The 12,842-nt window shown below is 65.7% G+C and carries 10 protein-coding genes; 4 read left to right on the top strand and 6 right to left on the bottom strand.

The genetic code is table 11. The features are described from left to right. Nucleotides 1-7: 7 nt before the first annotated feature. Nucleotides 8-811: a carbon-nitrogen hydrolase family protein gene (locus tag THI_RS00570; RefSeq protein WP_013104270.1), complete on the top strand. Its 804-nt coding sequence runs from the start codon at nucleotides 8-10 to the stop codon at nucleotides 809-811. A 182-nt stretch (nucleotides 812-993) separates the two neighbouring features. Here THI_RS00570 and THI_RS00565 read toward each other — a convergent pair whose 3' ends face one another. Genes THI_RS00565 through THI_RS00555 form a run of 3 tightly spaced genes read right to left on the bottom strand, consistent with a single transcriptional unit; the run spans nucleotide 994 to nucleotide 4,174 of the window. After that, a complete protein-coding gene (locus THI_RS00565; RefSeq protein ID WP_013104269.1) occupies nucleotides 994-2,400 on the bottom strand; it encodes an aminopeptidase P N-terminal domain-containing protein in 1,407 nt (468 codons plus the stop codon). Nucleotides 2,401-2,432: 32 nt separating this feature from the next. Beyond that, nucleotides 2,433-3,119 carry an N-acetylmuramate alpha-1-phosphate uridylyltransferase MurU gene (murU, locus tag THI_RS00560; protein WP_041609073.1) on the bottom strand — a complete coding sequence of 229 codons (687 nt, stop codon included), beginning with the start codon at nucleotides 3,117-3,119 and terminating at the stop codon, nucleotides 2,433-2,435. Between the two features lie 26 nt (nucleotides 3,120-3,145). After that, on the bottom strand, nucleotides 3,146-4,174 hold the full coding sequence (locus THI_RS00555) for an aminoglycoside phosphotransferase family protein (protein WP_013104267.1): 1,029 nt from the start codon (nucleotides 4,172-4,174) through the stop codon (nucleotides 3,146-3,148). 301 nt (nucleotides 4,175-4,475) lie between these two features. On the opposite strand from THI_RS00555, the gene THI_RS00550 reads away from it, so the two are divergent. The 3 genes from THI_RS00550 (at nucleotide 4,476) to rsmA (ending at nucleotide 9,162) form a co-directional block, all read left to right on the top strand. Continuing rightward, nucleotides 4,476-6,761 carry an LPS-assembly protein LptD gene (locus tag THI_RS00550; RefSeq protein ID WP_013104266.1) on the top strand — a complete coding sequence of 762 codons (2,286 nt, stop codon included), beginning with the start codon at nucleotides 4,476-4,478 and terminating at the stop codon, nucleotides 6,759-6,761. Then, nucleotides 6,754-8,172 carry a peptidylprolyl isomerase gene (locus THI_RS00545; RefSeq protein WP_013104265.1) on the top strand — a complete coding sequence of 473 codons (1,419 nt, stop codon included), beginning with the start codon at nucleotides 6,754-6,756 and terminating at the stop codon, nucleotides 8,170-8,172. The genes THI_RS00550 and THI_RS00545 overlap by 8 nt, the downstream gene beginning before the upstream one ends. 183 nt (nucleotides 8,173-8,355) lie before the next feature. After that, entirely contained in the window at nucleotides 8,356-9,162 is an 807-nt protein-coding gene (gene rsmA, locus THI_RS00535; RefSeq protein WP_013104264.1) for a 16S rRNA (adenine(1518)-N(6)/adenine(1519)-N(6))-dimethyltransferase RsmA, read from the top strand. 183 nt (nucleotides 9,163-9,345) lie between these two features. Here rsmA and THI_RS00530 read toward each other — a convergent pair whose 3' ends face one another. The 3 genes from THI_RS00530 to THI_RS00520 all read right to left on the bottom strand — a co-directional run bounded on the left by THI_RS00530 (nucleotide 9,346) and on the right by THI_RS00520 (nucleotide 12,827). Then, complete coding sequence (locus tag THI_RS00530) at nucleotides 9,346-9,792, bottom strand: barstar family protein (protein ID WP_050985886.1); 447 nt, start codon at nucleotides 9,790-9,792, stop codon at nucleotides 9,346-9,348. Continuing rightward, the gene (locus tag THI_RS00525; RefSeq protein ID WP_013104262.1) at nucleotides 9,755-10,201 is read right to left on the bottom strand and encodes a guanyl-specific ribonuclease; all 447 of its coding nucleotides are present in this window, start codon (nucleotides 10,199-10,201) and stop codon (nucleotides 9,755-9,757) included. Before THI_RS00525 ends, THI_RS00530 begins: the two co-directional genes overlap by 38 nt. 337 nt (nucleotides 10,202-10,538) lie before the next feature. Further along, nucleotides 10,539-12,827 (bottom strand): NADP-dependent malic enzyme, encoded by a 2,289-nt coding sequence (locus THI_RS00520; protein WP_013104260.1) that lies wholly within the window; start codon nucleotides 12,825-12,827, stop codon nucleotides 10,539-10,541. Nucleotides 12,828-12,842 lie beyond the last annotated feature (15 nt).

Below are 12,842 nucleotides of genomic sequence, written 5' to 3'. Positions count from 1 at the left end.
TGCCGCCATGAAAATCGCCGCCCTTCAAATGGTTTCCGGCACCTCCGTTACCGCCAATCTGCAACGCGCCCAAAGCCTGCTCGAACAGGCCGCGGCCCTTGGCGCGCGGCTGGCCGTGCTGCCCGAATATTTCTGCCTCATGGGCCAGACCGACGCCGACAAAGTGCGCGTGCGCGAAAAACCCGGCAGCGGCCCGATTCAAGACTTTCTCGCCAGCACCGCCCGCCGCCTCGGCCTGTGGGTCGTCGGCGGCACCCTGCCGCTGGAAAGCCCCGACCCCAACCGCGTACTCAACTCCACCCTGGTGTTCAACCCCGCGGGCGAACTGGCCGCGCGCTACGACAAGATGCACCTGTTCGCCTTCCAGCGCGGCACTGAGCGCTACGCCGAAGCCGACAGCATCACCCCCGGCGCCCAGCCCGTCGCGTTCGACTGCGAAGGCTGGCGCATGGGTCTGACCATCTGCTACGACCTGCGCTTTCCCGAGCTGTTTCGGGCGCTATCGCAGCCCTCCGCGTGCGATGCCTACCTGCTGCCCGCCGCGTTCACCCACACCACCGGCGAAAAGCATTGGGAAGTACTGCTGCGCGCCCGCGCCATCGAAAACCTCGCCTACGTCGTCGGCTGCGCGCAGGGCGGCGTGCATGAAAACGGCCGCCGCACCTGGGGCCACAGCATGGTCATCGACCCTTGGGGCGACGTGCTGGCGATGCAGGCTGAAGGCGAGGCCGTGGTCACCGCCACCCTGGATCGCGACCGCATCGCCAGACACCGCGAAAGCCTGCCCGCTCTGGGGCATCGGGTGGTGTGATTTGGGTGATGCCCCAGCGCTGCGGATAGCTCAATAAACCGCGAGGCGAAACTCGCGGATCACGCTCTGGACTTATTTTCGATGCGCCGCGAGCGGTTGCGCGTGGACACGATGGCCATGTCGGCTCTCCTGCAGCGCTGCCGGGGCAGCTCGAACGCATCACAGGCCGCTTGCCCGGGCGATCAACCCCGCATCACGGCCTCGATGTCGGCCGCGGTTTTGGGGGCGGCGGCGGTGAGCACCTCGCAGGGCTGGCCGCCGGCGCGCACGGCGATATCGTCTTCAATGCGGATGCCGATGCCGTGAAATTCGGCGGGCAGGTCGTCGGCCGCGCGCACGTATAGACCCGGCTCGATGGTGAGCACCATGGCGTCGCGCAGGATGCGCGCGGGGCGTTTGCGGCTGCCGTCGGGCTGGATTTCGAGGGCTTCGCCCGGCTCGGCGTAGTCGCCGCAGTCGTGCACGTCCATGCCCATCCAGTGGCTAGTGCGGTGCATGTAGAAGCGCTTGTAGGCGCCGGTGGCGATGACGGCGTCCACATCGGGCGCGGCGTTGCGCGCAATTAGGCCATGATCGAGCAGACCCTGCGCCAGAATGCGCAAGGCGGCTTCGTGCGGGTCGGTGAAGCGGGCGCCTTCGACGCTGGCCTCAATCGCGGCCAATTGCGCGGCGAGCACCACCTCGTACAGCGCGCGCTGCGCCCCGGTGAAGCGACCGTCGGCGGGGAAGGTGCGGGTGATGTCGCTGGCGTAGCCGTCGAGCTCGCAGGCGGCGTCGATCAGAACCAGGTCGCCCGCGCGCACCGGAGCGTCGCTGGCGCGGTAGTGCAGCACGCAGGCATTGGCGCCCGCGGCGACGATGGAGCCGTAGGCCGGGGCTTGCGATCCGCCCTGACGAAAGGTGTGGAGCAGTTCGGCTTCGAGGTGATATTCGCGCAGCCCTTGCGACGGCGGTTGCAGCAGGCCGCGGCGGCTGGCCTGCATGGCGCGAATGTGACCTTGCGCGGAGATGGTTGAGGCGCGGCGAATGACGTCCAGTTCATACGGATCTTTGAACAGCCGCATGTCGTCGAGGATGGCGCACAGATCGTGCTGGGTGCGCGGCGCGGTCACCCCGGCACGGGCCTGGGCGCGCACGGCCGCCAGCCAGCGTTCCACCTGGGTCTCCAGCCCCGCGTGCACGGCGAAGGGCCACCACACCGCGGGCTGGTCGGCGAGCAGCTTGGGCAGCTCGGCCTCGAGGCTGTCGATGGGCAGCGCCGCGTCGAAGCCGAAGGCCTCGCGCGCGGCTTCCGGGCCCCAGCGGAAGCCGTCCCAGATTTCGCGCTCCACGTCTTTGTCGCGGCAGAACAGCACGCTGCGGCTGCTACCCGAAGCGGTCACCTGCAGCGCCAGCAGGCTGTGCGGCTCGGTGAAGCCGGTGAGGTAGTAGAAATAGCTGTCGTGTCGGTAGGGATAGTCGGCGTCGCGGTTGCGCATCGCCTCCGGTGCGGTGGGCAGCAGGGCCACGCCGCCGCCAGCAGCGGCGAGCTGGCGCACCACTTCAGCGCGGCGGGTGGCGCAGCGGACGAGCAGATTGGAATCGGGCATGAGCGTGTTCGAAAAAGGCAATGGATGCAAGCCTAGCCTGCGCCGCGCAATTGCGCATCCAGCGCGGCCAATTGTTCGGGCGTGCCGACGTTGTGCCAGGGGCCGCTGAACACCTCGCCGCTCACCCGCCCGGCGTCCGCCGCGCCATAAAGCCAAGGAAACAGCTTCCAGGCTTGCGCCCGGGGCTGCTCGGCGAACAGCGCGGGATGAAACACGCCGATATTGCCGTAGTTGAGCCGCGCGCCCTCGCGCCGGATGCGGCCCTGCGCGTCCAGCGCCATGTCGCCGTCGCGGTTGTGTTCGGGGTTGGGGGTGAGCACGAGATGCGCCGCGGTGTGCTGCGGATCGGCGGCGATGGTGTCGGCCGGTGCGTGCAGGCTCGCGTAGTCGTAGGTGGTGTGGATGTCGGCGCTGACCACGAGAAAGGGCGCGGCGCCGAGCAGGGGCAGGGCGGTGGCGATGCCGCCGCCGGTCTCATAAGCCTGCGCCGGCTCGGGCGAGTAGCGCAGGCGCACGCCCAAGGCGCTGCCGTCGCCCAGCGCAGCGGGAATCTGCGCCCCCAGCCAGCCGGTGTTGATGACGAGGTCGCGCCAGCCGCCCGCGGCCAAGCGCTCGATCTGCCAGACGATCAGCGGCTTGCCCCCCACGGCCAGCAGGGGCTTGGGGCAAGCGTCGGTGAGGGGCCGCATGCGCTGCCCGCGTCCGGCGGCAAGAATCATGGCGCGCTTGGGCAGACTGTTCACGTTCAGAAGGTGTAGCCCACCAGCGGGCTGCGCCGCTCGATCTGGTCGAGCAACTGCAGCAAGGGCTTGAAGGCGCCGTAGCGCGCCGCCACCAGCCGGGTGTGTTGCAGCACCACCGGCAGGTCGCCGAGATACTGCGCCTTGCCGTCGCGGTGATACAGCCGGGCGAAGATGCCCAGCACCTTGAGCGCGCGCTGCAGGCCCATCCAGTCGAGGTCGCGATAGAAGTCGGCCGCGTCGGCCACCACCGGCAGTCCGGCCTTGCGGGCGCGCTCCCAGTAGCGGATGGCCCAGTCGAGCTGCTGCTCTTCGGGCCAGGCAATATAGGCGTCGCGCAGCAGCGAGACCAGGTCGTAGGTGATGGGGCCGATCACTGCGTCCTGAAAGTCGAGCACGCCGGGGTTGCGCTCGGGCGTGACCATCAGATTGCGGCTGTGCCAGTCGCGGTGCACAAACACCTGCGGCTGCGCCAGGTTGTTGGCGATCAGTGCGGCGAATAGGCCCTGCAGCGCGGCGCTTTGCGCGTCGCTGAGCACATGGCCGTGGTGACGCTGCACGAACCACTGCGGGAACAGATCCAGCTCGCGCTGCAGCAGGGCCGCGTCGTAAACCGGCACGACGCCCGCGCCGTCGATGCGCTGCAGCGAGACCAGCGCGCCGAGCGCGTCGCGCATCAGGCTGTCGGCGCGATCAGGCTGGGCATTGATAGCCTGCAGATAGGTGGTCTGCCCCAGATCGGTGAGCAGCAAAAAACCCTGCGCCACGTCTTGCTCCAGCACCTGCGGCGCCTGCACGCCGCCTTCGGCCAGCAGTTGGGCGATGCGCACGAAGGGCCGCACGTTTTCCATCGGCGGCGGTGCGTCCATCACGATCCGCGAACCGCCCGCCGCCTGAATACGGAAGTAGCGGCGGAAGCTGGCGTCGCTGGAAGCGGGCTGCAGACTCTCAAGCTGTAACTGGTGCGCCGGGGCGATGTCCTGCAACCAATGTTGCAGGGCCTGGGCGCGGGTGTCGGGGTCGGTGGCGGACATGGAATGGGATAGAAAAGACAGGAAGAATGGCCTCATGAGAAAACGCCGGGCCGCCCCAAGTTTTCTTGTCCACCTCGCGGCTTGCAAGCCGCTCGGATTCGTCTCCGTCCAAGCTGCCACAGGGCAGCTTGGAGCCGCGGGCCTCATCCCCCTCGGGGGGGCTGACGCGAACGCGGCAGGTCTGGGGGCACTCCCTATAATCCGCTGGCATTTTAGGCACCGTTGCGCGGCCCGAATCGATCGACTGGCCGGGCGATCCGCCGCGGTTCGCCGTCATAAGCCCGCCTCCCACCTGATCCCCGTGCCTTTTCCCCCGCCATCCCGCCGCCTCCCGCGCCTCACTCTGCTGATGCTGGCGCTCGCACTGGGCTGGGATGTCACGGCGCAGGCGCAGGAGGCAACACCTGCCTCCGCCCCGCTGCAACTCACGCCCAGCCTGGATTTGCTGCAGCGCCTGCCCGCGCAGGCCGAGGCCTTCGAGCCACTGTTCGTCATCGCCGACAAAATTACCGGACAGAACAATATCTATGTCCACGCCACCGGCGACGTGCAACTGCGCAAGCACAGCATCGTGATCAAGACCGACCGCCTGCGCTACTACTTTGTCGAGAACGAGGCCGTGGCCAACGGCAACGTGCGGGTCTTGCGCGACGGCAATTTGTTCACCGGCCCGGCGCTGCGCATGCAGCTCGACACCTATCGCGGCCAGATGCCCGACGCCAACTATTACTTTCGCGTCACCCAGGGGCACGGCCACGCCGACAACATCGACTTTCTCGGCCGCGACCACCTCAAGGCCGACAACGCCACCTACACCACCTGCACCGCCAGCCCGGTGGACTGGTTCGTTCAGGCCACGCATCTCGACCTGAACCTGGCCGACAACACCGGCGTGGCGCGCGACGCCCGCGTGGTGTTCAAGGGCGCCACCATTCTGCCGCTGCCCTACGCCAGCTTTCCGCTGAGCGATGCGCGCAAGTCAGGCTGGCTGCCGCCCACGCTGGGCGTGGACAGCCGCAACGGCGTCGACCTCGCGGTGCCGTACTACTGGAACATCGCCCCCAATTACGACGCCACGCTCACGCCGCGGGTCATTCTGCGTCGCGGCTTCATGGGCAGCTTGGCCACGCGCTGGCTCGAGCCGACGTTTTCGGGCCGCAGCCAGTTCGACCTGCTGCCTTCGGACAGCAGCGACAGCGGCAACAGTCGCTGGGCCGGTTATGTGCAGCAGAACGGCGGCCTCGGCCACGGCCTGAGCTACGCGGTGAACTACCAGCAGGTGTCCGACGACAACTGGTGGCAAGACTTCGGCGGCGTCAACCCGGTCATCGGCTCCAATCGCACCCTGCCGCAACAAGGCAGCCTCACCTACGGTCTGCCGCTGGGCTATATGCAGCTCAGCGTCAACCGCTGGCAGACGCTGCAAAACACCGCGGCGCCGATCGGCGTGCCCTACAACCAGCAGCCCCAGCTCTACACCCATCTGCAAAGCGCGAATTACAGCGGCCTGAGCTGGCAGTTCGACTCGGCGCTGACCCGCTTCACCAACCCCGCCGCGATTTCCGGCGACCGGCTCTACCTCAACCCGCAGATCAGCTATCCGGTGGTGCGTCCCGGCGGCTTTATCACGCCCAAGCTGTCGTTCAACTTCACCCGCTACGTCACCGACACGGCCATGACCGGCGGCGCCACCACCGCCGACCGCTCGGTGCCGACCTTCAGCCTCGACAGCGGCCTGGTGTTCGAGCGCCCCACCTCGCTGTTCGGCCGCGCGCTCACGCAAACCCTGGAGCCGCGGCTCTACTACGTCTACACGCCTTATCGCAACCAGCAGAACCTGCCGAACTTCGACAGCGCCGACCTCGACCTGAACCTGTCGACCATCTATACCGACAACGTGTTCTCGGGCGTTGATCGCATCGCCGACGCCAACAACCTCACCGGCGGCGTCACCTCGCGCCTGCTCGACCCGCGGACCGGCGTCGAACTCGGGCGACTCACCCTGGCGCAACGGGTGTTGTTCGCGCCGCAACGTGTCGTGCTCAGCGGCAATCCCATTCCGGCCGGGCTGAACGACACCTTCGCGCTGGCCAGCGCCAACCTCAGCACACACTGGAGCGCGGAGGCCGCACTGCAATACAACATGCGGCTCAAGCAAAGCCAGCAGATCTCCGCGGGCGCGCGCTGGTCACCCGGGCCGTATAAAACCATCAGCACCAGCTACCTGTACCAAAGCGCCGCCTCGGGCCAGATTCCGCTGCGCTACATCAACACGGCGTGGCAGTGGCAGCTCAGCCCGCGCTGGTATTCGGTGGGACAGGCCAATTACAGCATTCTCGACAAGCGCTTCAACGACGGCCTGCTGGGGTTCGAGTACGACGGCGGCTGCTGGATCGGCCGCATCGTGCTGCAACGCAACTCGCTCACCCAGGCCACGGCTTATACCCGCATCCTTTTCCAGCTCGAACTCGTCGGTTTTTCCCGGCTGGGCAACAATCCGCTGTCGGCGCTCAAGCAGAATATCCCCGGCTATCAGATCCTCAAGCAATCCAACGTGCCCCCGAGCCGTTTTGCCAACTATGAATAAGACTCTTCCGCCACGCGCCCTGCTGGCAATGATGCTGGCCTCTCTGGCCGTCTGTGCGCAGGCGCAGGGTTTGCGGCTGCCTCCCGGCGCTGCGGGCGGTTTGTCGGTGCCAGCACCGGCTGCTGCCACCGTCCCACCGATGGCAGCGCCGCCCGCGCTGCCATCCACCTTCAGCAGTGCTCGCACCAGCGATGGCATTGCCGCCATCGTGGGCAACCAGGTGATCACCGATTACGACCTGCAACTGCGAGTCGAAGCCACACGCCAGCAGGCGCAGGCCGCTGGCGCCACACTGCCGTCTGCAGCGCAGTTGCGCAGCCAGGTGCTCAACCAGATGATCGACGAAGTGGCGCTGGCGCAATATGCCGAACAAATCGGCATGGGCGTCAACCAGGACACGCTCGACCGCGCCATCGCCCAGGTGGCGAGCAACAACAAGCTGACCGTGCCCGAACTGCGCAGCGCCATCGAGAAAGAGGGCATGGGCTGGAGCACTTACCGCGATCAGCTCAAGCGCGAAATTCTCATCAGCCGATTGCGCGAGCGCAGCATGGCGCAACTGCCGACGGTTTCCGAAAGCGAAATCGACGAGTTCCTGTCCAAACAAGACGCTGCCGCCGCCAGCCCGCAGGCCGCCTATGACATCGCGCAGATCTTTTTGCCGGTGGCGCAAAACGCCACCGAGGCGCAAGTCGCCGCCGTCAAGCAGAAAATCGACGCCATCGATGCCAAGCTGAAAGCGGGCGCCGCCTTCGCCCAGCTCGCCACCCAAGACTCTCAGGGCGAAGGCGCCAAGCGCGGCGGCGATCTAGGCATGCGCCCGGCCAACCGTCTGCCCACGCTGTTCGTCGACACCGTGCGCAACCTGCAGCCCGGGCAGATCAGCCCCGTCATCCGCAGCGCGGCCGGGTTCCACATCCTGAAGCTGCTGCAGGTCAGCGGCGAGACGGCCGCGCCCACCACGGCCATGCAAAGCGAGGTGCGCGAAATCGTGCTGAGCGCCAGCACCGACGCGCAACGCATTCGCGCCAAGGCCGAGCTGGACTCCATCGCGCAGGCGGTGCAAAACGGCAAGGTGCAGTTCAGCGAAAAGGCCCGCGAACTTTCGCAAGACCCCGCGACGGCGGCCAAGGGCGGCGCGCTGGGCTGGGTCTTGCCCGGGCAGCTCGACCCCGTGCTCGACGCCGCGTTGCAGCGTCTCAATCCGGGCGATGTGTCTGCGCCCATCGTCATGGGCAACAAGGTCGTTCTGCTGCAACTGGTTGACCGCGCGGTGCGACCGCTTGAAGCATCGCAAAAACGCGCGCTGGCGCGCGAAGTGCTGCAACGCCAAAAGGCCGCTGAAGACTTCGATGAACTGGTGCGCGACGTGCGCGCCCGCACCTATGTGCACATTCCGGAAAATGACTGATCGGCGCATTGGCCTGGGCCCTCAAGAAAACGCCGGACCGCCCCAAGTTTCCTTGTCCACCTCGCAGCTTGCAAGCTGCTCGGATTCGGCTCCGTCCACGCTGCCGCAGGGCAGCTTGGAGCCGCGGGCCTCATCCCCCATGGGGGGCGGGTCGGCGAGCCGACCCTGGGGGCGGTCGGCGGCATGAAGCACCCGCCCGCCCGACCGCGCGGGGCGGCGCAGACCACGCATGTGGCGCGCAAGCGCTTCGGCCAGCATTTCCTCATCGACCAGCAGATCATCCAGGGCATCGTCGACTGCATCAACCCGCAGGCTGACGAGCGCTTGGTGGAAATCGGCCCCGGCCTGGGCGCCTTGACGCTCGCGCTCTTGCAGCGCATTCCCCGCCTGGCCGCCGTCGAAATCGACCGCGACCTCGCCGCGCGCTGGAGCAAGCAAGCGCCCGACAAGGTGGAACTGATCGAGGCCGACGCGCTCGATTTCAACTTCGCTAGCCTGGGCACCGATCTGCGCCTGGTTGGCAATCTGCCGTACAACATTTCCACGCCGCTGCTATTTCATCTCATGGATGTGGCCGAGCAAGTTCGCGATCAGCACTTCATGCTGCAAAAAGAGGTGATCGACCGCATGGTGGCCGCTCCGGGTGGTCGCGATTTCGGCCGACTCTCGGTCATGCTGCAGTGGCGCTATCGCATGGTCAATCTGCTCGACGTGCCGCCCGAAGCCTTCGATCCGCCGCCTAAGGTCAATTCCGCGGTGGTTCGCATGACCCCGCTGCCTGTGCAGGAATTGCCGCGGCTCGACCGCAAACTGCTTTCCGCCCTGGTGACCGCCGCGTTCTCCCAGCGCCGCAAATTGATGCGACACAGCCTGGGCCCCTGGCTCGACACCCAAGGCTATGCCGGCGACTTCGATCTGCAGCGCCGCGCCGAGGAAGTGAGCACGGCCGAGTACATCGCGCTGGCTCAGTCGCTTCCATCGTCGCCGTAAAAAATAAATGGCGCAAGACAAAACTTGTCTTGCGCCACCTCCAGCACCGCAGAAAAAGATCAGGCAGGGCTCAAACCACGAGCTGCGCCCAAGCCCCTTCCCACGGCGTGCAGACCTTGACGGCCTTGACTCTGGGTTCCGGTACCGCTTCGCCCCGCATCTCCTCCCGGCCAGGAGTGCGGGTTACAGAAAAGAATAGAAGACCCTGAAGGCTATGCCACGCTCCGCCCAGAAATCGGCCGCGTCGCGGAACACATCGAGCAGCGTTTCGCGCGCTTCCTTGTCGAATCGCTGCGTGGCCGGTAGCTGCTCGAGCACGACCACGAAGCCGGGCTGCGGCCCGCCGCTGTGCACCACGTCGGTCAGGCAATCGTGCAGGGCATCGAGGTTTTTGCCGAAATGCTTGGGAAACAGGAAGGAGCGCGCAATCGTCTCCAGCACTTCCTGTTTGGTGTTCGCCTCGGCGAGGTTGGCATAGAGAAAATGCTGGCCGGTCGTCTCGGCTGCGTCTTGCAACTGCGCAACACGGTAAGCCCGGATCGACTGCACGATGTTCGGCCGTACCGATTTGAGCAGCACGGCGGGATCGGCATCATTGGGCGATGCGTCGGAAACTGGCATAGTGATCATGGGTGTAGTAACAAACATCGGGATGGTGCTTGGCCCCTCCGCACACAATGCGGCGCGCCCCTCGGTTGCGGGCGCCTGGAGTCGGGACGGTGTATTCGCGGTAATAACCACGACGTTTTGAGGGCAAAAGCCGCTCATAGTTTCCAAAAATGACGCCGTCCTTGTATCCCTCGAACGGGCCGCCTTGTTCAATGCGCTTCAACATGTCTCGCGCCTGCACCGGCAGGTCGGCCACGGAAATGACTGGAATGTCCTGCGGTGCCGAGGTTTGCGACGATTGCGACGTTTCGCGCGCCTGGGCTGCAGGCCACACGCTGGTTCCGCCTGATGCCAGAAGCGATAAAGTGGCAATCAGCAGCCCCGCAAAAAACAGGGATTGCAGCGTAGAACGAATGCACCGGCGATTCATGCTGCTGCGGCAAAAGCCGCACCGTTAGAGAAAATTGGACGCAATTGCGTGAAAATTACCAGCTGATGCTGTTCGGTTTCGCGTATTGGGCCATAATGAAATTCTTCGGCCCTGCACACCAGCCAAGACGCAATCGTAGCGAAATCACCACGGAAACACAAGGATTCGCCCAATTTTTAGGCAGGTTTTACGGTCAAAGAGCCGCAGGCCTCAGCCCTCACGAGGGGCGGGCTGAGCAGTCCCCTCCCGACCTCCCCCACGTCATGGGGGAGGCGAGATCACTCTCTCCCCACTTGTGGGGAGGGTTGGGGTGGGGAGTGCCCGGCCCTGGGGGCGATCAAAGATTGGCCTCGGCGACGGTGAGCGCCGTCATGTTGACGATGCGACGCACGGTGCTGGACGCGGTGAGGATGTGCACCGGCTTGGCCGCCCCCAGCAAAACGGGTCCGATGGCGATGTTGTTGCCCGCGGTGGCCTTGAGCAGGTTGTAGGAGATATTGGCCGCGTCCAGATTGGGGAACACCAGCAGATTGGCTTCGCCAGTGAGGGCGGAATCGACCATCAGGCTGGCGCGCAAGACCGGGTCGACCGCAGTGTCGCCCTGCATTTCGCCATCGACTTCCAGATCGGGTTCGCGCTCGCGCAGCAGGGCTAGCGCCTCGCGCATTTTCAGCGCGCTGGGCGCAGGAGATGAGCCAAAATTGGAATGCGACAGCAAGGCCACCTTGGGAACGATACCGAAGCGGCGCAATTCCTGCGCCGCCATGCAGGTGATTTCGGCAATTTCATCGGCGCTGGGCTCGATGTTGACATGGGTATCGACCAGCGCCACCTGCCGACCGGGCAGCACCAGCACGTTCATCGCCGCATACACCTTGGCGCCGGGACGACGACCGATGACCTGGTCGATGTAGTGCAGGTGGATGTGGGTATTGCCCCAGGTGCCGCAGAGCATGCCGTCGGCCTCGCCCTTGTGCAGCATCATGGAGCTGATGAGGGTCAGGCGCCGACGCATTTCGATCTTGGCCATCGCCGGGGTCACGCCCTTGCGGCCCGCAAGTTGGTGGTAGGTCTGCCAGAAATCGCGGTAGCGCGGATCGAAATCGGTGTTGACCACGTCGTAGTCGCGCTCTTGTTCCAGCCGCAGACCGAAACGCTCGATGCGCTGGGCAATGACCGCCGGACGCCCCACCAGAATGGGCCGGGCCAGATGCTCGTCAACCACCACGCGCACGGCGCGCAGCACGCGCTCGTCCTCGCCCTCGGCATAGACGATGCGCTTTTTCGCCGCCTTCTTGGCGATGCTGAACATCGGCCGCATCAGCGCGCCGGATTGATAGACGAACTGCTGCAGGCTGTCGCGATAGGCGTCCAGATCGGCGATGGGGCGGCGCGCCACGCCGCTTTTCGCCGCCGCCTCGGCCACTGCCGGGGCGATCTTGATCATCAGGCGCGGATCGAAGGGTTTGGGAATCAGGTAGTCGGGACCGAAACGCAGCGGCTCACCCACGTAAGTGGCCGCCACCACGTCGCTCTGTTCAGCCTGCGCCAGCTCGGCGATGGCACGCACCGCGGCCACTTCCATCTCGGCGGTGATGGTGGTGGCGCCACTGTCGAGCGCACCGCGGAAAATGTAGGGGAAGCACAGCACGTTGTTGACCTGGTTCGGATAGTCCGACCGGCCCGTGGCGATGATGGCATCAGGCCGCGCCGCGCGCGCCTCTTCCGGCAGGATTTCGGGCGTGGGGTTGGCCAGCGCCAGGATGATGGGCTTGTCCGCCATCCGCAGGGTGTATTCGGGCTTGAGCACGCCGCCTGCGGACAGGCCGAGAAACACGTCCGCGCCGTCGATGATTTCGGCCAGGGTGCGCGCCGGGGTATCTTGCGCGAAGCGGCGTTTGTCCTCGTCCATCAGCTCGGTGCGGCCCGCGTACACCACGCCGGCCAGATCGCTGACCCAGATGTTTTTGCGCGGCAGCCCCAGATCGACCAGCAGGCTCAGGCAGGCCAGCGCCGCAGCGCCCGCGCCGGAGCACACCAGCTTGACCTGGGCGATGTCCTTGCCCACCACCTTCAGGCCATTGAGAATGGCCGCGCCGACGATGATGGCCGTGCCGTGCTGATCGTCGTGGAACACCGGAATGTTCATGCGGGTGCGCAGCTTGCGCTCAACCTCGAAACACTCCGGCGCCTTGATGTCTTCGAGGTTGATGCCGCCGAACGTGGGCTCCAGCGCGGCGATGATTTCGACCAGCTTAGCCGGGTCTTTTTCGTTCACCTCGATGTCGAATACGTCGATGCCCGCGAACTTCTTGAACAGCACCGCCTTGCCTTCCATCACTGGCTTGGCCGCCAGCGGGCCGATGTCGCCCAGCCCCAGCACCGCGGTGCCGTTGGTGATCACCGCAACCAAGTTGCCACGCCCGGTGTAGCGAAACGCATCATCGGGCTTGGACTGGATTTCTTCGCAGGCCGACGCCACACCCGGCGAATAGGCCAGCGCCAGATCGCGCTGATTGGACAACTGCTTGGTGGCGACGACGGCGAGTTTGCCGGGGCGGGGAAATTCGTGATATTCGAGCGCGGCTTGGCGCAGCTTGGCCTTGGTGTCTTCTGGGCTGGACATGAAGTCTCCTCCTCA

Source organism: Thiomonas arsenitoxydans, from assembly GCF_000253115.1.
GTDB classification, from domain to species: Bacteria; Pseudomonadota; Gammaproteobacteria; order Burkholderiales; family Burkholderiaceae_C; genus Thiomonas; species Thiomonas arsenitoxydans.
The sequence above is the reverse complement of the archived record's forward strand: the minus strand, read 5'-3'. Positions and strand labels throughout refer to the sequence as shown.